The sequence below is a fragment of the Endozoicomonas montiporae CL-33 genome (assembly GCF_001583435.1).
GTDB lineage: Bacteria > Pseudomonadota > Gammaproteobacteria > Pseudomonadales > Endozoicomonadaceae > Endozoicomonas_A > Endozoicomonas_A montiporae.
In genome coordinates this window covers 3,468,607-3,493,732 of the sequence record NZ_CP013251.1, presented here as the reverse complement: position 1 = coordinate 3,493,732, position 25,126 = coordinate 3,468,607, and the positions used below count along the sequence as shown (strand labels likewise).

The window sequence follows — 25,126 nt, the reverse complement described above, 5'->3', positions numbered from 1 at the left end:
TTACGATGAAATGAGCTTTACCATGGTGCAAGAGCAGCAGTTCAGTGAACGAGATTCCAGTCAGAAAAAGTCTGATGTCGTGCATGTTGCAGTGGCGGTGATTCGTGGCGAAGACGGTCGAATACTGATCGCCAAACGACCGGATGACAAACATATGGGAGGCTTATGGGAGTTTCCCGGTGGTAAAGTGGAGCCTGATGAAGATTTTAAAACAGCTTTGAATCGTGAGTTGCAGGAAGAGCTGGATATCAGTGTCAGTCAGTTTGAGCCTCTGATTACGATTCAGCATCGTTATCCTGAAAAAACGGTCCTGCTTGATACCTGGAAGGTGTCGGGTGTTCAGGGCACCCCAAAGGGTAACGAAGGACAGGAAGTACAGTGGGTTGAGCCGGAGCAACTGACTACTCTGAGTTTCCCTCCGGCAAACGGTCCCATTGTGAATGCGGTTTTGCTGCCAAGGCAGTACATGGTGACCGGGCTGTTTTCATCGGCCGCAGAGCTGATTGAAAAGGTCAGTCGTCAGCTTGAAAATGGATTGCGGCTGATTCAGTTCAGAGCGCCCTGGCTTCAGGAAAAACCGTATCTGCACCTTGCCCGTGAGTTGCATCATCTTTGTCAGCCATTCAATGCAAAATTGCTGTTAAAGGGAAATCCTGAGCTATTACAGGAATCATGGTGTGATGGTATTCATCTGCGCTCTGACCAGTTAAGTGTTCCGGCGTCCGAATGGAAAAAGTATCGCCGGGAAGGGCAATGGCTGGCTGCATCCTGTCATAATGAAGAACAGCTTCTTGAGGCTGAGGCCGCTGAGGTGGACTTTGTGACATTGTCTCCGGTGCGCCCAACCAAATCTCATCCCGGGCGCTTATCCATGGGGCAGGAAAGAGCGACAGAATTAACCCGCGGCAGTAAACTGCCTGTTTATTGGCTGGGTGGTTTGGGTCGTTCGGATGAACAGCTGGCCGTTGAATCCGGCGCCCAGGGGGTTGCAGCAATAGGTGCGTTCTGGTCGATTCGCTAAGCTATGACATAGGCTTTCATTATTTCGCTTTTGCACAACAGGCAGGGACGCCATGCTGGACAAGCTTCGCAGATTCACGAGAGGTCATGGTTTTTCCAGACTGGGCAAATCGGATGTAAAGTCTCAGGAAGCAGGTCAGCACAATTTCCGAAAGGTATCTGAGGCATCTCCACAGACTGAAATCCCGCGCCAACAAAGTCCATATGCCGAATCTAAAGTTCGTCTCATTTCTCACCATGACCCGGCACGGGTAAATGACTACTACACTCAGACTGGCCAGACAGACCCTGATAGTATTCCGTCCATGAATGCCTGCCCTCATCGTCATTTTTGGCAACTGGTACAGGGGCAGAAAGGTGAGACCGATACTGTTGATCACAAGATGATGTTTGTTAATCCGGAGTTGCCCGAGGCTCAAAAGTACTCCGGAAGCTGGCATGTCAAAACACCGGGTCGTGAGTCAACCGGCGAAAAGCTTAAGCGCTATTTGCAGAAGATGATTTACTGGATTACCGGGCAGCGCTACAAAGCCGACTACTACGACAATAAGCAGTTGCTTGCCCAGAAAGAAGTACTGGCGGCCAATGTCTACCGGGGGGTGGTGAGTGCAGAAAGTGATTGTTGTTTTAACAGGGATTATCAGGTTGGCTACTCACTGCGTGAAGCGGAAACCATGGCAGGTGACGATGGGCACTGCATTGCAAGCAGACATCTTCAGGGCTACGAAAAAGGACATCGTCTGGTCAACAAGCCTTCAAACAGTGCTTCGCCGGTGTATCACACACGTTTTCATAAGCGTCATAATCCTGTTGTTAATCTGGTGATACGGAGGTTTTTGCTGGGTGATGAAGATTATCTGAAGCTGGATAACTATATGTTTGTCGGAGAGTCCAAACGAGCTGTCGGTGCTCATACAAGACAGCGTTTGGTGAATATTGATTTTGGCATGTCTTTCTACAATCGCTTCAAGCTTCCCCTGAAATGCACGTTTGAACAATTTCGTAGCAAAATGATGACACCTTCCTTGAAGCATCGGTTGCAGTATCGTGGCAGGCATACGATTCATGCGGTGATCAGGGCGATGGAACGGGCTGATGAAGATGTCGATGGATTGATGAAGAAGGGGCTGACTTTGGTCGCTGGCATGAGTGACAAGAAGCTTGAAAGCCTTGTCGGGCATGTACATCACCCGGAAGCTCGCTCAGCCCTGTTTACCATTTTAAAATTCAAGCGCGACCAGGCGAAAGCTATTATTCATCCTGAACAATTTCGCTGGCCGGAAGAGCCCGGTCGCTGGACTCTCAGTGCTCTCGTTGGTCGAGTTCGTCCGACATAAGGTCATCGAAATCGGAACGACCCGGGATAGAATGCTCCTCATTGGCCCATGCACCGAAATCAATCAGCTTGCAGCGTTCGGAGCAGAACGGGCGGTATTTGTTTTCCTTTTTCCACTCAACCGGCTTATTACAGTTGGGGCATTTAACAGTCGTTGGCATGGTGGTCAATCAATCCAGTTTCATTAAAAAAGCCTCTGACATGCAGAGGCTTTAGCTGTTCAGTGAAGACTTTTGTCAGTCATCCTGAGCCGGAGGTTTAGGGGCGGGCTCTTCCGAGAGGGCAGGAATGTTTTCCAGCTGCTGATCGACTCCGGAATCCCCGAGCAGTCCGAAAGTCAGAGTGTAGAGCAGTGACGGGTTTACATCACCAAATGACTGATAGCCGATGAACTCACCTTTCTCGTTAAGTGCATCGGATTCGGGGTAGTTCAGGCGCAGAACTTCCAGCGCTTCATTGGCTGGCTCAATCAGTCCCATACGCTGATAACCTTCCACCATGATCGCCAGAGCTTCCGGAACCGCCGGGGTTTTCTGCAGATTCTCTATCACGTAACGACCACGATTGGTGGCTGCCACATAGGCTTTACGCTTCATGTAGTAGTTCGCAGCATGAATCTCGTAGGCGGCCAGACGGTTACGCAGGGCCACCATGCGCTGACGGGCGTCGGGTGCATAGCGGCTGTCCGGATAACGGTTCAGCAATTCGGAAAACTCACCAAAGGACTGGCGTGCCTGACCCGGATCTCGTTTGGTGTAATCCAGTGGCAGGTAGCGTTCAAGCAGTCCCATTGCCGAGGTGTTGGACGCTAGTCCTTTCATGTACAGGGCATAATCTGCGTTGGGATGATTGGGATGCAGACGAATAAAGCGGTCAGCCGCTGCACGAACGGCTTCTGGCTCGTAGTTCATGAAGTAGGCATAAATAATATCCAGTTGTGACTGCTCGGCAAAGCTGCCAAATGGATAACGGGACTCCAGGGTACGAAGGGTCTTGATCGCCTCTTCGTACCGGCCACTGTCAATGGACTGTGTGGCCATTTTGTACATTTCGGCTTCAGACAGCGTCTCCGGCACTTCTTCATCCGGAGAAGATGCACAGCCCACCAGTGCCGCACTAATAAACAGGGCGGACAGAATGCGGGTAATATTGAACTTGAATATTCTCATGACTTTTATCGGTTTCCGTACTCCGGCATGCATTTTTACGGATAGGGATCGGCGGCGATTCACCCTAATCTGCATCGGTGGATATGATAAACTACCGAGTTTGTTAATCAGTCTAATTTAAACACAGTCCGTCAGAAACGGAAAGAAAGTACACGGGAGAATCGCTACCACCGATTCTTGAGGGTGCAGTATATACCTTTCCGGTTTTTTGCGCAGGTCAAAACAATAGTGGCATTCGAATAGTGGCATTCGTCGCTATAGTGATCTGTCTGATGTGTTATTTTTGAGTATCAGTTGAATGAGTGAACAATTCGATCAGCAGGTCGTTGTGCCTGACGAGTTAGGTGCCAAACGCTTCGATCAGATCGCTGCAGCCTGTTTTCCCGATTTCTCCCGGGCACGCCTGCAGGAGTGGATCAAAAACGGTGACTTGCTGGTGAATGGGGAAAAACGTAAACCCAAGGAAAAACTGATTGGTGGAGAGACTCTGTCATTGTCAGTGGTTGTCGAGGATGCCGAACATTGGGAAGCAGAAGAGATTCCGCTGGATATCGTTTATGAAGATGATGATATTCTGGTGATCAACAAGCCTGCAGGGCTGGTGGTGCATCCGGCGGCGGGCAATCGCAGTGGTACCCTTTTGAATGGACTATTGTTCCATTACTCCGATCTGGCTTCAGTGCCACGTGCCGGAATTGTGCATCGACTGGATAAAGACACTACCGGCCTGATGGTGGTGGCTAAAAACCTTGCGGCACACACCGATCTGGTGGCACAGCTGCAGGAGCGCTCGGTCAGTCGTGAGTATGAAGCGATCACCTACGGTGTGATGACCGCCGGTGGAACCGTTGATCAGCCCATTGGTCGTCATGCCACTAACCGGCTGAAGATGGCTGTGACAGCGGGTGGTAAACCTTCCGTCACTCATTACCGTGTTTTGCAGAAGTACAGAAACCATACTCATATCCGTTGTAAGCTGGAAACCGGTCGTACTCACCAGATCCGCGTACATATGAGCCATATCCGTTATCCGCTGTTTGGTGATGAAACCTATGCGGGTCGTCTGCGTCTGCCAAAAGGCTGTACAGAAGAGATGATTGCCCAATTGCGTCTGTTCCGTCGTCAGGCTTTGCATGCCCGTCGTCTGGGTCTTATCCACCCGGCAACCGGTGAGTTTATGGAGTGGGAAGCGCCGCTGCCAGATGATATGGTTAGCCTGCTGGCTACTTTGGAAGAAGATGCCAGCTCAATGAAGTAAACCGAGGCTGCCCTGATGACCTTTGAACTCCGCTATCTGATTCCCGACTGGCCAGTGCCTGCTCATGTCAAAGCCTGTGTGACCAGACGGGAAGGCGGTGTTAGTCAGGGCAACTTTACCAGCTTCAATATGGGTACACGCTCGGGCGATGCGCCTGAGTACGTTCAGGCAAACCGTCAGCAAATGCACAATGACTTTGGCTGGTCTTGTGACCCCCAATGGCTAAAGCAGGTTCATGGCACTCAGGTTGTAAAAGCTTCCGGCAAAGGGCAAGAGAAGGAAGGTGATGCCGTATGGACAGATTTGCCCGGGCAGCCCTGTGCCATCCTGACCGCAGACTGCCTGCCGGTATTATTCTGCAATCGTAGTGGTACCAGAGTTGCTGCAGCCCATGCAGGCTGGAAAGGGCTACAGGCCGGCGTACTGGAAAACACTCTGAAGGCATTGTCGTGTCCGGCTTCCGAAGTCATGGCATGGCTGGGGCCTGCTATCAGTCAGAAACACTTTGAAGTGGGGCCGGAAGTACGCACAGCCTTCATCGACCAAAACCCTGCCGCCGAAGCTGCTTTTATTCCCGGAACCGGTGATCGCTGGCATGGTGATCTTTACCTGTTAGCGCGGCAACGGCTGGCAGCAGCCGGAGTGAATGCTGTTTATGGCGGTGGCTTTTGTACCTTCGAAGAGCAAAAGGCATTTTTCTCTTATCGTCGGGATGGAAAAGAGTCAGGCAGACTGGCCAGTGTTATCTGGCTGGATAGAGCATCCTGAACAGTTCTGATAGTAGATGCCCGAAGTCTTCATAAAGCATGCTGAGAAGGTTGCGGGTTGTTACTGCAATCAGGCCCAGCTGCTTGACAGAACCAAAATATGACAGGGACTGCCTGCTAAGGTGGTACCCCTTGAGGTCTGTCTTTATTGTGTATAGTTGAAAGCCCGCTCTTCCTGCACCTGCAATGAAGTAAACAGTGTCTCCAACTTTTTCGTTTATTGTTGTGCTGACTAAATCCCGGGCATATTCTCGTGGTGACCAGTCGGCGACTTCCAGTCCGTGGTCGAACATTTCCGCAGTGCCTGAAATCAAATTATCTTTTACCCAATCTTTGGTAAATACCTCATCGTAGTTGCCAGTAAGATAGCTACTGAGACTTTTCAAAATATTATAGAAGCGGGCGCAGAACTCATAGCCATTACCAATCTTCCCAAACCCATAAGCTGCCATAGACAAGTAGCTCATTGGCTGTGAAGCGTCGTCAGGCAGTTCAACGAGTTGTGGAGCGCTCTCTTTAAGAGGGCAGAAGCATAACGTTGCATTTGACTGGTGGTTCTGACGAACGCAGAACTCTTCAGCCTGTTGTGCATAAGCACTGTCTGTAAGAGTCAATAGAGAGCAGATCACCCAGAGTGTTCTTATACGCATCTTAACACACCTTCTCTTCGCCTACCGCTACTCACGCAATGGAGCTGAACCAGAATAGCTGCTTTTGTCATGGTCAGCTGTTTATTGCTGCCTTGAAAATGAAAACGATGACGCCATATAGAAAACAGAAGCTTAAAAGAATGGTGACAGACGCAGGAGAATAATAATGCGAGCTGACAGACTAACCAGTAAATTACAGTCCGCGCTGTCCGATGCGCAGTCGCTGGCGATTGGCAAAGATCATAACCAGATTGAGCCGGTTCATCTGCTGATCGCGCTAATCGATCAACAGGGTGGCTCGGTCAGGCCGCTGTTAATGCAAACCGGATTTAATATTCAACAACTGTCGGAAGAATTGAATCAGTTACTGTCTCGGGTCCCGGTTATTCAGAACCCTACCGGTGATATACAGCCATCGCAGAATACCCTCAGAATTCTTAACCTTTCGGATAAAAAAGCCCAGCAGGAAGGCGACCAGTTTATTTCCAGTGAAACGGTTCTGCTGGCCATGATGGAAGGTCACACACCTCTGGCGAAACTGCTCAATAGCCAGGGCGTCAGCAGGCAGGCACTGGACAATGCCATTAAAAACATCCGGGGTGGCGAAACCGTTGATGATCCGAATGCGGAAGATAATCGCAACTCTCTCAGCAAATACACGGTTGATTTAACGGCACTGGCTGAAGAAGGCAAGCTGGATCCGGTCATTGGTCGTGATGATGAAATCCGTCGAACGATTCAGGTGTTGCAGCGCCGCACCAAAAATAACCCGGTGATTATTGGTGAACCGGGTGTGGGTAAAACAGCCATTGTTGAAGGGCTTGCCCAGCGTATTGTTAACGGTGAGGTGCCGGAAGGCATTAAAGGTAAACGGCTGTTATCGCTGGATATGGGCTCGCTGATTGCCGGTGCCAAATTCCGGGGTGAGTTTGAGGAACGGCTGAAAGCCGTGCTGAATGATCTGTCTAAACAGGAAGGCCAGATCATACTGTTTATTGATGAGCTACATACCATGGTTGGGGCAGGCAAGGCTGATGGTGCCATGGATGCCGGTAATATGCTGAAACCGGCACTGGCTCGTGGTGAGCTGCACTGCGTGGGAGCGACGACACTGGATGAATATCGCCAGTACATTGAAAAGGATGCGGCGCTTGAGCGGCGTTTCCAGAAAGTGCTGGTGGATGAACCAACAGAAGCCGATGCTATTGCTATTCTGCGTGGTTTGAAAGAACGCTACGAAGTCCATCATGGTGTGGATATCACCGATCCTGCGATTGTTGCTGCAGCAAGGTTATCCCAGCGCTACATTACCGATCGACAGTTGCCGGACAAGGCGATTGATCTGATTGATGAAGCGGCGAGCCGCATTCGCATGGAGATGGATTCCAAACCGGAAGCGATGGATCGTCTTGAACGTCGTTTGATTCAGCTCAAAATCGAACAGGAAGCACTGAAAAAAGAAGACGACAACGCTTCTAAAGAACGCCTTGGTCGTTTGAATGAACAGGTTGCCCAACTTGAGCGTGAGTATTCTGATCTGGAAGGCGTCTGGAAAACCGAGAAAACCGTTCTGCACGGTTCGCAAAAACTGCGGGAAGAGAAAGAACAGCTGTTGATTGAGCTGGAAGCGGCTCGTCGTCAGGGCGATCTGACCAAAATGTCCGAGATACAGTATGGTCGCTTGCCTCAGCTGGAAAAAGAACTCGAACAGGCCGATGCAGCCGATGCCGGTGATTTACAGCTGCTAAGAAACCGGGTCACGGATGAAGAAATCGCCGAAGTGGTTTCTAAATGGACAGGCATTCCGGTTGCCAAAATGCTGGAAGGAGAACGGGACAAGCTACTGCGCATGGAAGAAGCTTTACATGACCGGGTGATTGGTCAGGATGAAGCGATTGTCGCGGTGTCCAATGCGGTGCGACGTTCCAGAGCCGGACTGGCTGACCCGAACCGCCCCAATGGTTCATTTATGTTTCTTGGCCCTACCGGTGTCGGTAAAACCGAACTGTGTAAGGCACTGGCGCAGTTTCTGTTTGATACGGAAGATGCCATAGTCCGAATAGATATGTCCGAATTTATGGAAAAACATTCGGTTTCTCGTCTGCTGGGCGCACCTCCCGGTTACGTGGGCTATGAAGAAGGCGGGTATTTGACCGAAGCCGTGCGTCGTAAGCCGTATTCAGTGGTCTTGATGGATGAAGTCGAGAAGGCACATCCTGACGTGTTTAACATTCTGCTGCAGGTGTTGGAAGATGGTCGTCTGACCGATGGGCAGGGTCGTACTGTTGATTTTCGCAATACGGTTATTGTGATGACATCAAACCTCGGTTCCGATGTGATTCAGACCATGCAGGGTGAAGACTTTGAAGCCCTGAAATCCACCATGATGGATGTGGTCGGGCAACATTTCCGTCCGGAGTTTGTGAATCGCATTGATGAACTGGTGGTATTCCATCCTCTGACTCAGGATCAGATTGCAGGCATTGCCAGTATCCAGATTCAGCGTCTTAATAAGCGACTGGCGGAGAATGACCTGTCGCTTACTCTGTCCGATGAAGCCATGCTGAAACTGGCTCAGGTCGGGTTTGATCCGGTCTACGGTGCGCGGCCACTGAAGCGGGCGATTCAACGCAGTATTGAGAACCCGCTGGCTGAAGCGATTCTGTCAGGTGCTTATGTGCCGGGTGATTCGATCAGGGCTGTTGTTCGTGAAGATATAATTGAATTCGAATAACATTTAACTCGATGCTGCAGTTTTACCTAAACAAGTAACGTATTTATCTCGATTCTAAGCTGCATCTAAAAGTTTAAACTTCCGGGCGTGTGCTTTGAGTGAGTCAGTTGCCTTTTGTTCTCCCAGGTCTCTACCAGCCATATGCCTGCTCGACTCCCGCTTGGGCAAAGTATGCTCTAAGGCTAAGGCCAGAGCCTTAAGCTCGGTATCTGGATCTTCCGATTCAACCACTGATTTCACCGTAGCAAGCAAGGCTTCTGCATTGAGGCGTTCGATCAGACAGCCTGCGGGCATTCCGGCCTGTTTGTTTTTCAGTAGGACGAATTGCTCAGGGTGCAGTAACAGCATGTGTTCGCACAGCAGGCTCAGGATCACGCCGCGCTGCGATCCGTCAGCACCTTGCTGTTTGCTCAACCTGTTCCAGCCACAATGAGCTTTCCAGTCTTGAATGAAAACCTCGACCAACCACCTCAAGGTGTAAATCCTGGCTATGTCGGTATGCCGCCATGACATATCTGAAGCCACCAGATAGCGATAATCCTCTTCACCCTCATACTTCAGGGCAATAACAAAACGTCTTTTCCCATGAGCCTTAACATACAGCCGAGCAGCCAGCATCGTGACCTGCTCTTCTTTGCCACCGCGTATTATGAGTTGAGTTTCAGCGCCTTTCTGGCGCGAAAAGTAAGCTTTGAGAGTCGCTTCCGAGTGGTTTCGGTTGGATACTTTCTGATTCGAGCGCAGTTGGCTGACAACCTGGGCTCCGCCTGTTATTTCCGCAGCCTTATCCATAAAGTCTCCTGTGCCATACAGTGCATCAGCGAGAATTGCTTTGATCGTAATGTTGGGAAACGAATCAACAAATTCTTGCAGCATAACCAGCGTCAACGACTGCATGGTGGGGTAACGAACATGATCTGGCTCAGGACGGTTCGGTCGTTCTTTTTTCTGAATGCCTTGCTTCCTGAGCGCCTTGTCTTTCTTCCTCCATGCAGATAACTCAGGGTCAGGAATATAAAAGCGAAACCCTACTGGAAAGGTAGCTACTTCAGTAACGAGCACCATAAACACCAGTTCCTGCCCATTAAAATAACCACCTGTTGATTTGTCTTTTATCTTATGGGCACCGTCGATTTTTGAAGTCCTTTTAGTGCGCTTTTTTCCTGTATCGTCGATAGCAAGGGTTCCACTTTGTATTCCATAGCGTAGAAGAATATTTCTGACGCTGGCCTGTAGCAGGCTTTGCCATGCAATTTCTGCTTGATAAAACATCCAGCACAGACGGGTCGCTTTGAATCTGCCTAAGCTTCTGCGCTCAAAAGCAGCCCAGTTAATAGTTTTAGTTACCACGATTCCCATGATAAAAACGCCCAGTGCCACTTTCTGGGATCTACTCAACTGCGCAGAGGAATTGATGGACTTGAGCGAATCATTCAAAGCATCCAGAAAGGCAGTGACAACGGGTAATGGGCGAATTAGCAAGATACGACACTTGACGGTTATTAAGTTCCTATGAGATCTTACCTCCAACCTGCTGCTGTGGCTATGATGGAATCTCGCAAGGCTTGAATTCGGAGCTGCAGTAGTAGTCTGCTCTTATGCCACCCTGCCATTTCCTGCTCTCCCTCAAATATCAAAAACTGCAGCATCGAGTTTAAATGAATAACTGATGTTACGCACCTTAAACGAAGGAATCAGGGCTACAGAGCAATGACCTCGTTCGGAAATCTTGATGATTCGTACTTGATGATTCGTAGAGGGTGCGTAACTCCAGTGAATAAGGGAGGAAGGGAGGAGCGTACCCTCCTCCCTTATAATACCAATCATACGAAATAACGGTAGTGGGCCAGAACTGTTATATCGCGTGAATATTGACCCCAAATTCAACTTTATTAATCAATAATCCAATAACAATATCGTGCATTTTTTCGAGCTTTGAAAAACAAATTGTCTTTCTGGCCAACCGTTTAATCCAAGTCCGAAAATTAAGGTTTTTACGCTCTATCTTCTGAGTGTTTGCTTTACCAATAATATGCATGTTTTCATCAAGGTGTCGCTCATAGGCTCCCCAATCATCGGTGTAAAATTTATTAATACCAAATGGCTTCAGAAGTGTTTTGAGTTCTTTAAAAACTTCATCTTTCCGTTTTCCGAAAACATAAGCAAGCACGGTATTTGTAGCGTGATCAACAGCATACCAAAGCCAGCGTTGGTTCGATTTATCATAAACATACGACCACTGCTCATCTAGCTCAGCCTCTTGGCAGACAAGCCCTACATGAATAATTGCATCCGACTTGAGATCAATAGTTTGAATATTTGGGTTGACCTTTACCAGACCGCTTTTTTTTTTTTAAGAGTCTTTATTACTGTTGTCTTGCTTATTCCGAGTACTTTACTTGTATCCCTGATTCCGCTGCCATTTATTGCCATATCGATGATTTTTTCTTTAACGCCAGGCTCACAAGCCTTGTAGCGATATTCAAGCATGAAGGTTTTGATTTCACATTTGTCATTACAGCAATAGTATCGTGGAACATCATGAGTGCTGTATCCGAAAGGCCTAACTTGGTTACTGCCACATGTTGTACAGAGGACTTGTGTAAGGCACATTTTTAAACCGCATTTTTCAAAGTTGCCGAATGTCGTATTTTAGCAGACAGGGCTAGAATCACAGAACTGTGCCACTACCATCGAGTCGTTTTGAGAAAAAAGCCATCAATTATTTAGGAATACTGGCAATCGTAGCCATCATGTTGTGGCTACGATGAAACGTCAACAGAACCTAGTACTTTATTGCTAAATTGGCACACCTCAGGTTCAATAAAGCAGCGAGTATTTTGCAGAACCCGAGGTAATCATGCATTCAGTTGTTGTTTCAGATCTGGACGGAACGCTTCTTAACAGTCAGCACAAAATCACGCCGTATACCAGGGAGGTGATTCGTCGTTTACATGACGCAGGTATCAAGTTTGTGTTTGCTACCGGACGTCACCACATTGATGTGGGCAGGCTGGCGAACGAACTGGGCATCAGCATGTACCTGATTACGGCTAACGGTGCCAGAGTGCATAACCCCTCTGGCCAGATCATTATTCGCCACGATATCTTTCCGGAAATAGTGCCGGAACTGATTGACCTTGGTCGCGAGTTTCAGGGTAAAGTGCTGACCAATATGTACCAGGAAGACTCGTGGTTTATTGAGGAGCGGCATGAATCTGTTGATCATTTCAGCGATGAAAACAAGTTTGCCTATCAGCTGCAGGATCTGGATACCGTCAACACCACCGGTGTCAGCAAAATCTTCTATCTGGCAGAAAAGCATGAAGACCTGCTGCCTCTGGAAAAGCGCATTCGTGATGAGTTGGAAGACAGTGTAAGTATGACATTCTCGCTGCCTAACTGCCTTGAGGTGATGGCACCCGGCGTCTGCAAGGGAGTCGCTTTGGCTGAAGTATTAAAACTGAAAGGGCTTGATTTTAAAAATGCGGTCGCTTTTGGGGATGGCTTGAACGACTATGAAATGTTGCAGGGCGTGGATAAAGGACTGCTGATGGGGAATGCTGACAAGAAGCTCAGGGCTTTGCTGCCTGACAATGAAATGATTGGCGACTGTAATGAAAACGGCGTGGCAGCGTTTCTGGAAAGGCATTACTCCCATTAAAAATCACCCCATTAAAAATTAGACACCCGGAGCCAGAGCCATCATTATTAAATAACTGATGTTACGCACCTTAAACGAAGGAATCAGGGCTACAGAGCAATGACCTCGTTCGGAAACCTTGATGATTCGTAGAGGGTGCGTAACTCCAGTTAAATAATCAGTTTATTGAGAGGGAACTCAATGAGCATCGAAGTGGGCGATCATTTACCGGACATTACTCTCCACGAGTACATTTCTGAAACCTCCAAATACGATCAGGTGGGCCCCAAAGCCTGGCGGCTACCCGACCTGGCGCACAAAAAGAAAGTGGTGGTCATTGGTGTTGTTGGTGCGTTTATGCCCGTTTGCACCAACAGTCATCTTCCCGGATATCTTGACATGGCTGATGATTTTAAAGCCAGAGGTGTGGATGAGCTATGGTGTATCTCGGTGAATGATCCTTTTGTTCTGCATGCCTGGTCTGAAAGTTTGAATATCAATGGTCGCATGCGAATGCTGGGGGACGGTTCTGCCGAGCTGGTGACGTTGATGGACGTGACTCTGGACTTGTCTTCAAGAGGCATGGGGGTTCGTGCCGATCGCTTTGCCATGGTAGTAGACAATGGTGAAATTACCCATTTCTATCGGGAAGAGACCGGCTGCTTCTGTGTGACTTCTGCAGAAAATGTTCTGAAAAAACTCTGATCTCAACAGGTTGGGAACTTACGTATACCTTTAACCGTCAATAGATGGTTATATGCCGCACAATTTCGCTCTTTTTTGACAAGCTTATTGTCATAATCCAATCGCGTCGGAGCGCGGCAGAAAGTGGAACTCGACCTTATTGCACTTTTAGAAAAAAGTGCCCCACTGTTGATTTTTTTAAACCTGTTTTTAGGCTATGTGGTCGGTAAGATTACCATAGGATCGTTCCAGATCGGGTCAACGACGGGGGTGTTGCTGGTCGGATTGCTGTTTGGTCACTTTGGTTTTTCGGGTATGGAAGGACTCGATACCATTGGCTTTATTCTCTTTATCTTTTGTGTCGGTCTTCAGACCGGTCCCCGCTTTTTCAGTGTGTTTCTCGAAGACGGTGCCAAGTACATTGCTCTTGCTGCCATCGTTGCTGTTGCTGCCATTGCTATCACCCTGGTTCTGTCACATGTGCAGGGTATTTCTGCGCCTATGTCCGCCGGAATTATGGCGGGCTCTCTCACCAGTACACCGGCGTTAATTGGTGCTCAGGATGCTATTCGAAATACATTGATGGAGTCGTCTGATGTGATGCAGGTGGCATTGTCTGATATCAGTGTCGGGTACGCACTGACGTATATTCTGGGCACTGTCGGGCTGTTAGTGATGATCAACTACACACCGGCCATGCTGGGTGTAGATCTGAAAAAAGAGTCCAAGAAAGTCGCTGTGGCAAAAGGGCTTGAAAAAAACATTAAAAAACATACCGAACTGCCTATTGTTCGGGTATTCCGGCTGGATGATGAGCGAATCGGGCAGTTTGAAGGGAAAACACTGCGGCAGCTGGCACTGCAGGAACGAACCGGATGCCTGATCGATAAAATTCGTCGTAACGGCAGTATCTTTGAGCCGGATGGTGATACGGCACTGGTTGAAGGTGATTCCATTGCACTGGTGGGGCGCCCGAGGGAAATTTATAAGTTTCCTTACGAGCTGGGGCAGGAAACCTTTGACAGTGAATTGCTTGATTATGAATTTGGCTCCCGGGAAGTGGTGGTGATCAACCCGCAGATAGCCGGAATGCGTTTGCAGGATGTTGGGATTGATGCACTCTATGGTTGCTTTGTCAGTAAAGTCAGTCGCTCCCAGATTGAAATGCCTATTAACGACGATCTGCAACTGTCTCGCGGTGATGTACTGGAAATCAGTGGTGAAAAAGGCCGCCTGGAGCGCCTGACGGAAAGGCTGGGTTATGCCGATGAGCAGTCTCATATCACCGATGTAATCACCTTTACTTTTGGTATTGTGGCGGGACTGCTGATCGGACACCTGATTGTCAAAGTGGGTAATATCGACATCACACTGGGCAATGCGGGTGGCTTGCTGTTGTCAGGTATCACTATCGGTCATCTGCGCAGCAATTACCCAACCTTTGGACGTGTACCTCCGGCAGCCACCTATGTGCTCATGGAGCTCGGCCTGATGCTGTTTATGGCGAATATTGGTCTGAGTGCCGGTGATGGTATTGTTGAAGCCCTGATGAATATCGGCCCGATAATTCTGCTGAGCGGGATGATTATTATGATTGTACCGGTCATGGTAGGCTACCTGTTCGGTCACTATGTGCTGAAGTTAAATATTGCCCTGTTACTGGGGGCGTTGACAGGCGCACGGACCAGTACAGCAGCGTTGAATATTCTGACGGAAGAAGCCAAAAGTAATGTACCTGCCCTGAGTTATGCAGGGACTTATGCATTCGCCAATGTTTTCATGACCCTGGCGGGCACGGTGCTGGTGAGTTTGCCCTTATAAAGCGGAAGTAGAAAAAGGAGAACCGGATGGGATTTTTCTCGAAATTGTTTGGTCTGGACAAGGAGCAGGCAGAGCCGGAAGTGACAGTTGAACCTTTTGACTATCAGGGCTTTCAGATTTATGCCGAAGCGAAAGCCGTCAGCTCGCAGTTTCAGGTGAATGGCCGCATCTGCAAAGAGATTGATGGTGAACTGAAGACTCACGACTTTATTCGCTCCGACCTGTTTATGATGCCGGAAGATGCCAATGAGGTTATGCTGCGTAAAGCCAGAATGTGTATTGACCAGATGGGTGATGGCATTTTTGGCTGATCAGGGCGTCACGGGCTGAAACATCTTATCAAAGCCTGCGTCCAGCTTCTGCTGGGCTTCGGCTTCTTTTTTCATTTCCAGTTCCGGTAACAGTTGCTCGGCAACATCCAGCAGATTGGCGACCATGTTATCCAGCATTTCAGCCGTGGTATTTTCTGCTGTTGCCCGGTGCGACAATACAATACGTTCGCCAATGGTATCCCAGCCCAGTGCAGCTCCGCGGGTTTCCAGAGCATAGGCGTTGAGCTTCATGGCCGTTTCCAGACGTTTTCGGCGAATTTCACTCGTTCCAATGGACGTCATTTCAATAATAATAAACAGATCGTCACAGTAGGCCGGGGCTTCCAGAGTCACCGGAAAGATGTCGTTAAAGGTAAAGGCACAGACTCGTCCACTGTCGTCTTTAGCGGAATCGTCAAGTCCTGCCTGCTGCATCCAGGCTTCCAGAAGTTCAATGCCGGTCATGATAGAATCCTTCCATAACGAAAATGATTGGGAACAGTTGCATAGGCAGGTCGGAGCCTGAGTTTTGCATGATGGGGCTTTATTTCGGACTGACGGGAGCCTTTTACTTTACCGGTATCAAACGTCAGGCTGTGACCGGCAGGAATGGTTCCCTGTTGGTGTCGTTTCGGGCGAAGCTTTCCAGCCAGCCACAATGAGCCTGACTTTATCCGCTTGCCCAGTGCCGTCAGGCCAACAATGTATAACAGGGTTTTTCCGGTTTGTTTTAATTGCAGTCCTTTGAATTTGACTTTGTCCTGATACAGAATGTTCTGCAGGCTTTTCATGGCGACTTTTTCCGGAGCCAGTTGCAGCTTTTTGATGGTGTTATCCGTGACACCGAAATTGCGCAGAAACTCAATGCTGTCGTTTAAGGCTTTACCTTCAGCCGTGCGCAACCGTAATAGAAAGCATTTCTCTGCCACACCAATATTGTCTTTTGCCAGTCCGTCGAGACTGTCTTTTGCAGCCAACAGTGCTTCGCTGCCTTCCCGCGCTTTTGCCAGCTTCCGGCTATGGTAGAGGTCGAACGCCATAGTGCCCAGACCGGTGGCTGTCCCCAGAGCGCCTGCTGCAATCAGGGCGGCAGGAGCGCCGGCACCTGACGCCATCAGTCCGATGGATACACCGGTAAAAGCTGCACCGACGGCGGTGTTGATCAGGTGCTTTCGGGCCTGAATGGTTCGTTCTTGTTTAATGTGTCCGGCCAGAGCTTTTAGCAGTGGATCATTAGTCGCTGCTTTGGCTTTGGCAAGGTTATTCAGGGCAACAATTTGTGTGCCCGTCTTTATGGCAAAATGTACGGTGGCGATAGCGGAAGACACAGTTCCAACAACAGGTGTCGCCTGTGCAGCGGCTTTGCTGAAGTCTTCGGCAAACAGCAGCGAACTTTCAATGACGCTGACGCCTTTCGCCAGAAGGTCTTTGGCTCTGACCAGATGATCCACCGCCACCTGACTTCTGCTGCGGGACAGGTCTGAAACCTTGGTGGCAATGCGCTCTTTTAATGCTTTCTGATGGCTTGGGTGACCAATCAGCTTTCGGGTGTGCGGATTATATAGCTGCAGCAGTGTTTGTGTCTGTTTGCGTTTGCTGTGATGGCGGATATCCTTGATAGCCTGCCATGTACCACTGACGGAATCCTGAATAAACGACAAAGTGCCCGTTACCGCAGCGATAGCATGCAGACTCTGGTAGGTTTCAACAAAATCGTGATTGGGTACTTCCCGGGAGCCAGTGTGTTGCTTGAATGCGGCTTTGACTGTTTTAACACCGGATAGCCCGACTTCATGCACGACCTGCAGAGCCGTACTTATATTGCTGCCAATAACGCCTGCTTTTTCGAGCTTGCCGGAGCCTTTTTCTAAGTGTACCTGTGGATGACCGGCAACAATCTGCCTGGCTAGATTCAGGGCCTTCCCCGGTGCCCTGGACAGGGCACTGTTCTGCTGACCTCTGGGGTGAACATGGATATTGCAGCTGGATGAACGTTGAAACAGTTTTTTGGTGTTTCGTTGGCTTTTGCCACTTGTCAGATAACCACGATGAACCATTGTTGAACTGCGTATGGAGCGGGAATGATTGATCATGCCGACACCCGTGACTGAAGTTGGGCAACAGCAGACTGGATGGCTTCGGTCAGGCTGATGGTTTGCTGACTGAGATGAATGGCTGGATTGAGAAGCGCACCGGCTGTAAATCGCAGTTGTATGATCCCTTCATTGATCAACTTCAGATGGTTACGGGTTTCTGACTGAATCTGAAGCCGCACTGCCATCTGGTGTCGTGTCTGACAAAGAATCAGTGGAGCAATCAGCTGGCCGGTTGCCAGAGCAAAGGTGTTCAGTTCTTCTGATTCTTCGAGGTCAATGGTGACCATCAGGGTGGTGGAAATCAGGTTTCTGGCAGGCTTGCGGGTAATGCACTCGGCTTCAATGCCGGGGGCAAGATCAAAACTGATAGCGACAAAGGCATTTCCCTCGCTACTGCTTTTGCCCTGAAACAGCACCGGTTTCAGTCCGGCTGCTTTCAAGTGTCTATACAGCAGTTTTTGTTCAGGCTTCATGACCGATCACCTCAAACCAGTGTTCCGATAACAGGTCGGCCATGGTTCTGGCTTCTTCGCAGCTCAGTTGCTGCTGCTCGATTTGCAGGCAGGCATGGTGCAACAGGGGCGCCAGTATCTGAATGGTATCGAGCATTGCGCGGCTGTTGATTTTGGTATTCAGTGAAATAAGACGTGCTTGTCGTATGACCAGCTGAACCGCTTCCGGGTTGATGATCAGGGCGATGGGTGCAAGAACCGCAGAGGCTTGTTGAATAAAGGCCTGTGTCGCAGGGCTTAAAGTAATGGTGGCAGGAAGTTGGGCATCAATGACCGCACTGAGTGATTCAGGGTTTAAGCCCTGTTTTAAAACGGCGGTTAGCTGAATATTGGGAATGTGTCCGGCAGTCAGACAGGTGGACAGATAAAAAGCGTGATCGTCACTGGCTTCAACAATGCGTTTCAGACCCAGCTGTCGCCAGTAGCTTTTCAGGTGTGAGGATTTTTCCTGCAGATCCTTTGCGTTCAAACTTGCGTTCAAAGTAGTGGCTCCCTGCCGTTTTGAACGTTATTTCATTACTCTACCGGATTGATTAATTACAAGGCAAGATATCAGGAAGAACTGCCCTTCAGACGAGTGTTTGAAGGGCAGAAGGAAAAGGCAGAATCAGATCCAGCCGCCCAGGTCTTTCCACTGGTTAACAATGGCGCAGAACAACTCGGCGGTTTTTTCCGTATCGTAACGGGCTGAGTGAGCCTCGCCTTTGTCAAAGCTGATACGGGCTTCGTCACAGGCTTTTGCCAGTACGGTCTGACCATAAGCCAGTCCGCCCAGTGTGGCGGTGTCGAAGCAGGAGAAAGGATGAAACGGGTTACGTTTGATGTCGTTTCTCTCTGCAGCGGCCATCAGAAAGCTCAGGTCAAAAGCAGCATTGTGTCCAACCAGCACCGCACGGCTACAGCCCTGACGTTTCACTTCCTTGCGAACGTTTTTGAAGATGGCTGATATGGCCTGTTCTTCTTCATTGGCTATGCGCAGTGGGTGAAAGGGGTCAATGCCAATGAACTCAATGGCTGCTTTTTCGATATTCGCACCTTCAAAGGGCTTGATATGGAAAGACTGGGGCTTGCACGGATGCACATAGCCCGTTTCGTCCATTTCTATCACAACCGCTGCAATTTCCAGCAGGGCGTCGGTGGCTGGGTTAAAGCCGCCGGTTTCCACATCAACCACAACCGGCAAAAAGCCGCGAAAGCGGTTGGCCATCAGATGGCTTTCATCAACCACGGAATCTCCTTAATTCATCATTCAGACAGTCAGCGAACCAGACGCCAGGTCAGGGTTTCGCCAGCTCTCAGGGGGATTACCTGATCATCACCATAGGCAATGCTGTCAGGTAACTGCCACTGCTCTTTTTTCAGGGTGACAGTCTCGGTATTTCGGGGCAAACCATAAAAGTCCGGGCCATGGTGGCTGGCAAAGGCTTCCAGTTTGTCCAGTGCGTCCATCATTTCAAACGCTTCAGCGTACATTTCCAGAGCTGCCGGTGCGGTGTAACAACCTGCACAGCCACAGGCAGCTTCTTTTGCGCCCTGTACGTGTGGGGCAGAGTCGGTGCCAAGGAAAAACTTGGGATTGCCGCTGGTGGCAGCTTCCAGTAGTGCTTGTTGGTGGATATTGCGCTTCAGGATTGGCAGACAGAAGTAGTGTGGGCGAATGCCGCCAACCAGCATGTCATTACGGTTATAAAGCAGGTGGTGTGCAGTAATAGTGGCACCCACATTGTCAGGGGCATTGGTCACAAACTCCACGGCATCGGCTGTGGTGATGTGTTCCATGACAATTTTCAGAGTCGGGAAACGCTTGACCAGATCGCGCAGGTAGCGATCGATAAACACTTTTTCACGGTCAAAGATATCAATGTCTGCATCGGTGACTTCGCCATGCACCAGCAAGGGGATATCGCATTCGGCCATGGCGGCCAGCGTGTCATAAACATGGCTCAGGTCGGTGACACCGGAGTCGGAATTCGTGGTGGCACCGGCCGGATAAAGCTTCAGGGCTTTAATATTGCCCTGGGCTTTGGCGGCATAAATCATGTCCGGTGTGGTCTGGTCGGTCAGGTACAGGGTCATCAGCGGCTCAAAGCCTGCGTCCTGAGGAATGGCTGCCGTGATACGTTGCTGATAAGCAGCAGCATCGTCTGCATTCAGTACTGGCGGGCGCAGGTTAGGCATTACGATTGCGCGGGCAAAGGTTCTGGCCGCGCTGGCTACGGTTTCAGCCAGTGCATCACCATCGCGCAGATGCAGGTGCCAGTCGTCAGGGCGTGTCAGGGTAAGCTGTTGGGTCATACGAAGGGATGTACCTGTTCCGGGTCGCTAAAAAAGCGAGTTTATATCCGGAAGGGCATCCTAGCGAATATTGTTTGTACATGGTAGTGATATTTTGCCTGAAGCACACGGATTTCGCTGTTTTTTCTGCTTTCTGTCATGAAACCACAAACGTGATTGCTCGATGGCTGACATTGTGTGGCAGATGGATGTATTGTGTCGTTTACCTGCTGGTGGCAGGCCGCTGTTATAGTCAGCCTTGTAGTGAATTGAGATTAAGAACTTGCTAGCAGGGAGTGTGTGAATTAATATGCTGAAAACAAGCATAAAAATACATAAATACTTAAAGTTCATGCATCTTAATAGCTGATTTCCTTGGTTTTAGTGAATAGCTATCCAATCAGGGATCTGGAGTGCTCGATGAAAGACATAAAAAAAGTGGTACTGGCCTATTCCGGCGGGCTGGATACGTCGGTTATTGCAAAGTGGCTGGAAGACACCTATGAGTGCGAGGTGGTGACCTTTACGGCTGATCTTGGGCAGGGTGAAGAGGTCGAACCGGCTCGTGCCAAGGCGGAATCGCTCGGTATTAAGGAAATCTATATTGAAGACCTGCGCGAAGAGTTTGTTCGTGACTTTGTATTCCCCATGTTTCGCGCCAATACCGTCTATGAAGGTGAATACCTGTTGGGTACTTCCATTGCCCGCCCGCTGATTTCCAAGCGTCTGATTGAAATTGCCAATGAAACCGGTGCGGACGCCATTTCACATGGTGCGACAGGCAAGGGTAATGATCAGGTGCGTTTTGAACTGGGCGCTTATGCCCTGAAACCCGGTGTTCAGGTTATTGCGCCCTGGCGTGAGTGGGATCTGAATTCCCGGGAAAAACTGCTGGCCTACTGTGATCAGCATGGCATTGAAGTGGAACGGAAGAAGGGTAAATCGCCTTATTCCATGGATGCCAACCTGCTGCATATCTCCTATGAAGGCGGCATTCTGGAAAACCCGTGGGCTGAAGCAGAAGAAGATATGTGGCGCTGGACGGTGTCGCCTGAACAGGCACCGGATGAAGCCACTTATCTGGATCTGACTTATGAAAAGGGCGACATCGTTGCCATTAACGGTGAAAGCATGTCACCGGCAACCGTATTGGAATACCTGAACAAGGTGGGTGGAGCCAATGGTGTTGGACGCCTGGATATAGTTGAAAACCGTTACGTTGGCATGAAGTCCCGTGGTTGTTATGAAACACCGGGTGGCTCCATTATGCTCAAGGCGCATCGGGCGATTGAATCCATCACGCTGGATCGTGAAGTGGCGCATCTGAAAGATGAGCTGATGCCACGTTATGCCAAGTTAATCTACAACGGTTACTGGTGGTCACCGGAGCGTGAAATGCTGCAGAAGATGATCGATGAAAGTCAGCAGCATGTGAACGGCATTGTTCGGGTGAAACTTTATAAAGGCAATATCATTGTTGTGGGTCGTCAGTCTGACGACACGCTGTTTGATGAAGCCGTGGCGACTTTTGAGGAAGACGCCGGAGCTTATAATCAGGGTGATGCGGAAGGCTTTATTAAATTGAATGCCTTGCGGTTGCGGATTGCGGCGGATAAGGGGCGTGATCTGGGCTGAATTGTTCAGGTCGCAGTGAAGCTGACTTTAATACGGTGGCTTTGTCGGAGTCACCGTGTTGGGAGGTTACCCTGAAGGGCATAAACGCTTCGCTCGTCCCAACCTACACATCGCCCTTATAGAAATCTTTTTGGGCTGTGGTTACCTTTCTTAGATAATTTCTTGATTCTTCTCGTGGGTGTCGCTGGGTCAGTGCCCAGTACACCTGTTCGGGCTGCATACTGTTGAGGATTTCCATGGCTCTGCCACGATCCGAGTGGAAGGTTCTCAGTACATTGCCTGTGCCGCCGTTGTAGGCCGATATGACCGCATAATGCTTGGACAGCGGGTCCTGAACATTTTTCAAGTAGTGGGTTTGCAACAGATGCAGATAGGCGACGCCGGTATCGACATTGTTCCAGGGCTGGAACAGATATTCCCTGGTTGGCTGATCGTTGCGGTTTTTCAAACGCTGGAATACATCCCGTCCCGCTGTGGCAGGAATAATCTGCATTAATCCGTAGGCATTGGACGGGCTGACTGCGTAAGGATTAAAAGAGCTTTCGGTGCGCATGACGGCATAGATCAGGCTCTCATCCACATTATATTTACTGGAATGCTGTCGTACGATGTTGGCGTACTGATACTGTCGTTGTTCTAAGTGGTTGTTAACCAGATCAATATCCACCGCATAGATGGTACCCCGGCGACTGCTGCGGGTGGTCTGGCGGTGAGTTGTCAGGTAATCGGCAAAGTTGCCTGCGCGCCACTCCCAGCGAATAGGCTGGTTCTCATGGTCTAAAACCTGCCCGTACAACATGGGTTCTTCACCCAGTTCAATGGCTCTGTCACTGAACAGGTCTACTTTATCGGGGTCATAAGGTGTCAGCAGGGTGACAATAATGGCATGACGCAGATCTTGCTGATCCAGGGTCTCGACATGTATTTTGCCGGTTTCAAAGTTAATAAAGACCCGGGTGCGATAGTTGTTGGTGTACTTCACGTACTCATTATTGGTCGCCTGTCTTTCATCGCCCCAGTGGCTGCGCGCCTGTCGTGCCAGTATTCGTACCAGTGCTTCAAAGGCTATTTCGTCTTTTTCGATATTCCGGATGGTATCGACCCAAGTTGGGTTAGTATTCGATAGCTCTCGTACAACGACCTTACTGGCGTCACTGGAACAGCCGGAAAAAAATGGAATAACAATAATAAAAGGAAGAAGCAGTAAACGCTTTAGGGTCATATAACTTGCGCATCCCTGGCAATGGGCTTTGAGTTAGCCATTTCCGGTAAAAAAGAGATAAAAACTGTTTTCAGGGTGTGACTTGTAACGTAGGTTGGGACGAACGAAGTGATTCCCAACACAGTGACCAGCATTAAACTCCCATGTTGGGAATTACTTCGTTCGTCCCAACCTACAGAAAGCCACTAGCCTTTAAGACCTTTGGTGGCACCTTTCATCTGGATCAGCTCGATTTTATAACCGTCCGGATCGGTAACAAAAGCAATTTCCGTGCTGCCACCAAGTACCGGGCCCGGCTCGCGGGTAATGTTGCCGTTGTTGGCACGGATGGTGTCGCAGGTGGCGTAAATGTCGTCAACACCAATGGCAATATGACCAAAAGCAGTGCCCTGATCGTAACTGTCGGTACCCCAGTTGTAGGTCAGTTCAATGACGGCTTGCTCGGATTCATCGGCATAGCCAACAAACGCCAGCGTGTACTTATATTCTTCATTATCGTGCTTTCGCAGCAGCTTCATGCCGAGGACGTCGGTGTAAAAAGCAATGGCACGATCCAGATCGCCAACACGCAGCATAGTGTGTAGAACTCGCACAGGGCACTCCAGTTCAATTTAAAGAAAGGGCAAAGTCTAAAGGCTCTGTGATGCTTTTAAAATAGATGCAGCTAAATCAGAAGGAATAAGGTGGGGAATAATTGACGTAAAAAAGGGTGCAGGAGACGAGGTATACTCCTGCACCAAAAGACCAATAACTTAAGGCTCTTATCGGATTCCAGACTGCTGAGCTACACTTCATCAAAATCTTGCGAATGGCTGATCACGCAGTGAATATTTGTAAAATTTCAGAACTCATCAGCAATGTAACTTGCTTTGAAATGATCCGTGAAAACCGCTGGCCTGACGGGGTGGTTCATTGCCCCCATTGTGATTCAGGCCATGTAAAAAAGAACGGGCATGACACGGTACAAACTGAATGCCAACACTATCAATGCAAACATTGTGACCGCTACTTTGATGACCTGACTAATACTGTCTTTGCTGGGCATCATCAGCCTCTTAAGGTGTGGGTTTCCTGTCTGTACCTGATGGGACTCAATGTTTCCAACAGCCAGATTTCTAAAGAACTTGACCTTTCACTGAGTGATGTACATGTAATGACAACCTTGTTGCGAACCTCTGTCGTTAAACGCAAGCCTGACATTACTCTTGAGGGAGAGGTAGAGTTCGACGAAGTGTACATCGTCGCAGGTCACAAAGGACATCCTGAAGCTTTAAAAAAATCTATCGCGCCCTCCCCGAAAAAGAAGATTAAAAGGAGCTCCGGGCAGAGGAACTCTCGAAAAAGACAAGCCTCCCGTTCTGGGAATGATTCAGCGAGGAGGTCAGGTCATTATCAACATGCTGGATAATGTTCGAAAAGCCACCATAAAGCCTTTCATTACGAAGCATGTAGCCAAGGGAACCCAAACTTACACTGATGAATACAGCATTTACAACTCCCTTGAAGAGTGGGGTTACAAACATAAATCTGTCTGTCATGGTAAAAGCGAGTACGCCCGGGATGATGACAAGGATGGTATTTATGAAGTACACGTAAACACCATGGAAGGCTTCTGGTCATTGCTCCGTTCATGGCTCAGACCTCACAGGGGGATTTCTCAGGAAAGCTTACCTTTGTACCTCGGCTTCTTTGAGTTCGTTCATAACGCCGGAATCCGGGGTAAAGGGTTACTTCAACCATTAATCAGCTTGCTGGTTACGTAGCAGTCTGGAATCCGATAAGAGCCAAGAGAGTTAGCAGCGAACATAGAGGTTCAGGCTTCTCTGTTATCGCAGTTTTCTCTCATGGTCGCTCCCATCTGAAAACTGTCCACAGTCGCAGTATTGTGACTATCCTGAGACTTATAAACCGATTATTCATGAATAACTGGAGTTACGCACCCTCTACGAATCATCAAGATTTCCGAACGAGGTCATTGCTCTGTAGCCCTGATT

24 protein-coding genes and 1 pseudogene are annotated in these 25,126 nt (G+C 49.2%); 12 read left to right on the top strand and 13 right to left on the bottom strand.

The window, feature by feature from the left end:
* Nucleotides 1-10: 10 nt before the first annotated feature.
* Nucleotides 11-1,021, top strand: coding sequence for a Nudix family hydrolase (locus tag EZMO1_RS15980; RefSeq protein WP_222842128.1), 1,011 nt, complete (start codon nt 11-13; stop codon nt 1,019-1,021).
* A 52-nt stretch (nt 1,022-1,073) separates the two neighbouring features.
* The gene (locus tag EZMO1_RS15975) at nt 1,074-2,357 is read left to right on the top strand and encodes a hypothetical protein (RefSeq protein ID WP_034877242.1); all 1,284 of its coding nucleotides are present in this window, start codon (nt 1,074-1,076) and stop codon (nt 2,355-2,357) included.
* Here EZMO1_RS15975 and yacG read toward each other — a convergent pair.
* Nucleotides 2,323-2,517: a DNA gyrase inhibitor YacG gene (gene yacG / locus EZMO1_RS25735; protein WP_082212222.1), complete on the bottom strand. Its 195-nt coding sequence runs from the start codon at nt 2,515-2,517 to the stop codon at nt 2,323-2,325. The two genes, EZMO1_RS15975 and yacG, sit on opposite strands and share 35 nt — an antisense overlap.
* Nucleotides 2,518-2,592: 75 nt before the next feature.
* The gene (locus EZMO1_RS15970) at nt 2,593-3,525 is read right to left on the bottom strand and encodes an outer membrane protein assembly factor BamD (RefSeq protein ID WP_086936421.1); all 933 of its coding nucleotides are present in this window, start codon (nt 3,523-3,525) and stop codon (nt 2,593-2,595) included.
* A 298-nt stretch (nt 3,526-3,823) separates the two neighbouring features.
* Here EZMO1_RS15970 and rluD point away from each other — a divergent pair, with 298 nt between their 5' ends.
* A complete protein-coding gene (rluD, locus tag EZMO1_RS15965) occupies nt 3,824-4,783 on the top strand; it encodes a 23S rRNA pseudouridine(1911/1915/1917) synthase RluD (protein ID WP_034877244.1) in 960 nt (319 codons plus the stop codon).
* 15 nt (nt 4,784-4,798) lie between these two features.
* The gene (pgeF, locus tag EZMO1_RS15960) at nt 4,799-5,551 is read left to right on the top strand and encodes a peptidoglycan editing factor PgeF (protein WP_034877246.1); all 753 of its coding nucleotides are present in this window, start codon (nt 4,799-4,801) and stop codon (nt 5,549-5,551) included.
* Here pgeF and EZMO1_RS15955 read toward each other — a convergent pair.
* Nucleotides 5,526-6,200 carry a hypothetical protein gene (locus EZMO1_RS15955; RefSeq protein ID WP_034877248.1) on the bottom strand — a complete coding sequence of 225 codons (675 nt, stop codon included), beginning with the start codon at nt 6,198-6,200 and terminating at the stop codon, nt 5,526-5,528. The genes pgeF and EZMO1_RS15955 overlap by 26 nt on opposite strands.
* Nucleotides 6,201-6,366: 166 nt before the next feature.
* On the opposite strand from EZMO1_RS15955, the gene clpB reads away from it, so the two are divergent.
* Nucleotides 6,367-8,934, top strand: a complete 2,568-nt coding sequence (clpB, locus tag EZMO1_RS15950; RefSeq protein ID WP_034877250.1) for an ATP-dependent chaperone ClpB — start codon at nt 6,367-6,369, stop codon at nt 8,932-8,934.
* Between the two features lie 54 nt (nt 8,935-8,988).
* Here clpB and EZMO1_RS15945 read toward each other — a convergent pair whose 3' ends face one another.
* Entirely contained in the window at nt 8,989-10,416 is a 1,428-nt protein-coding gene (locus EZMO1_RS15945; RefSeq protein WP_145912468.1) for a transposase, read from the bottom strand.
* A gap of 373 nt (nt 10,417-10,789) precedes the next feature.
* Nucleotides 10,790-11,547 (bottom strand): IS1 family transposase gene (locus EZMO1_RS28235; protein WP_420809909.1). Its coding sequence is split into 2 segments (ribosomal slippage): nt 10,790-11,280 and nt 11,280-11,547, totalling 759 coding nucleotides; the frame shifts between segments, so codons are not numbered across the junction.
* Between the two features lie 247 nt (nt 11,548-11,794).
* On the opposite strand from EZMO1_RS28235, the gene EZMO1_RS15930 reads away from it, so the two are divergent.
* From EZMO1_RS15930 to EZMO1_RS15915, 4 genes are all read left to right on the top strand, one after another.
* A complete protein-coding gene (locus tag EZMO1_RS15930) occupies nt 11,795-12,598 on the top strand; it encodes a Cof-type HAD-IIB family hydrolase (RefSeq protein ID WP_034877257.1) in 804 nt (267 codons plus the stop codon).
* Nucleotides 12,599-12,778: 180 nt separating this feature from the next.
* Nucleotides 12,779-13,282 carry a peroxiredoxin family protein gene (locus tag EZMO1_RS15925; protein ID WP_034877259.1) on the top strand — a complete coding sequence of 168 codons (504 nt, stop codon included), beginning with the start codon at nt 12,779-12,781 and terminating at the stop codon, nt 13,280-13,282.
* A 168-nt stretch (nt 13,283-13,450) separates the two neighbouring features.
* On the top strand, nt 13,451-15,082 hold the full coding sequence (locus EZMO1_RS15920; RefSeq protein ID WP_160174086.1) for an aspartate-alanine antiporter-like transporter: 1,632 nt from the start codon (nt 13,451-13,453) through the stop codon (nt 15,080-15,082).
* A 26-nt stretch (nt 15,083-15,108) separates the two neighbouring features.
* Nucleotides 15,109-15,393 (top strand): HlyU family transcriptional regulator, encoded by a 285-nt coding sequence (locus EZMO1_RS15915; protein WP_034877264.1) that lies wholly within the window; start codon nt 15,109-15,111, stop codon nt 15,391-15,393.
* Here EZMO1_RS15915 and EZMO1_RS15910 read toward each other — a convergent pair whose 3' ends face one another.
* From EZMO1_RS15910 to pyrC, 6 genes are all read right to left on the bottom strand, one after another.
* Nucleotides 15,394-15,858, bottom strand: coding sequence for a CesT family type III secretion system chaperone (locus EZMO1_RS15910; protein ID WP_034877266.1), 465 nt, complete (start codon nt 15,856-15,858; stop codon nt 15,394-15,396).
* On the bottom strand, nt 15,855-17,486 hold the full coding sequence (locus EZMO1_RS15905; protein ID WP_034877269.1) for a hypothetical protein: 1,632 nt from the start codon (nt 17,484-17,486) through the stop codon (nt 15,855-15,857). Before EZMO1_RS15905 ends, EZMO1_RS15910 begins: the two co-directional genes overlap by 4 nt.
* Nucleotides 17,483-17,962 (bottom strand): hypothetical protein, encoded by a 480-nt coding sequence (locus EZMO1_RS15900; RefSeq protein ID WP_034877270.1) that lies wholly within the window; start codon nt 17,960-17,962, stop codon nt 17,483-17,485. The genes EZMO1_RS15905 and EZMO1_RS15900 overlap by 4 nt, the downstream gene beginning before the upstream one ends.
* A complete protein-coding gene (locus EZMO1_RS15895) occupies nt 17,952-18,482 on the bottom strand; it encodes a hypothetical protein (protein ID WP_034877272.1) in 531 nt (176 codons plus the stop codon). Before EZMO1_RS15895 ends, EZMO1_RS15900 begins: the two co-directional genes overlap by 11 nt.
* Before the next feature lie 126 nt (nt 18,483-18,608).
* Nucleotides 18,609-19,208, bottom strand: a complete 600-nt coding sequence (gene rnt, locus EZMO1_RS15890; protein WP_034877625.1) for a ribonuclease T — start codon at nt 19,206-19,208, stop codon at nt 18,609-18,611.
* Between the two features lie 50 nt (nt 19,209-19,258).
* A complete protein-coding gene (gene pyrC / locus EZMO1_RS15885; RefSeq protein WP_034877273.1) occupies nt 19,259-20,296 on the bottom strand; it encodes a dihydroorotase in 1,038 nt (345 codons plus the stop codon).
* 399 nt (nt 20,297-20,695) lie between these two features.
* On the opposite strand from pyrC, the gene EZMO1_RS15880 reads away from it, so the two are divergent.
* Nucleotides 20,696-21,910, top strand: coding sequence for an argininosuccinate synthase (locus tag EZMO1_RS15880; protein WP_034877276.1), 1,215 nt, complete (start codon nt 20,696-20,698; stop codon nt 21,908-21,910).
* Between the two features lie 103 nt (nt 21,911-22,013).
* On the opposite strand, the gene mltC is transcribed toward EZMO1_RS15880, so the two are convergent.
* Both mltC and gloA read right to left on the bottom strand, forming a co-directional pair.
* Nucleotides 22,014-23,132 (bottom strand): membrane-bound lytic murein transglycosylase MltC, encoded by a 1,119-nt coding sequence (gene mltC / locus EZMO1_RS15875; protein ID WP_034877278.1) that lies wholly within the window; start codon nt 23,130-23,132, stop codon nt 22,014-22,016.
* Nucleotides 23,133-23,317: 185 nt separating this feature from the next.
* Entirely contained in the window at nt 23,318-23,725 is a 408-nt protein-coding gene (gene gloA, locus EZMO1_RS15870) for a lactoylglutathione lyase (protein WP_201772208.1), read from the bottom strand.
* A gap of 215 nt (nt 23,726-23,940) precedes the next feature.
* Here gloA and EZMO1_RS27395 point away from each other — a divergent pair, with 215 nt between their 5' ends.
* Nucleotides 23,941-24,540 carry an IS1/IS1595 family N-terminal zinc-binding domain-containing protein gene (locus EZMO1_RS27395; protein ID WP_201772238.1) on the top strand — a complete coding sequence of 200 codons (600 nt, stop codon included), beginning with the start codon at nt 23,941-23,943 and terminating at the stop codon, nt 24,538-24,540.
* Nucleotides 24,479-24,895: pseudogene (locus EZMO1_RS27390) on the top strand (IS1595 family transposase); the annotation flags it as partial. The gene EZMO1_RS27395 and the pseudogene EZMO1_RS27390, both read left to right, overlap by 62 nt.
* Nucleotides 24,896-25,126: the final 231 nt, after the last annotated feature.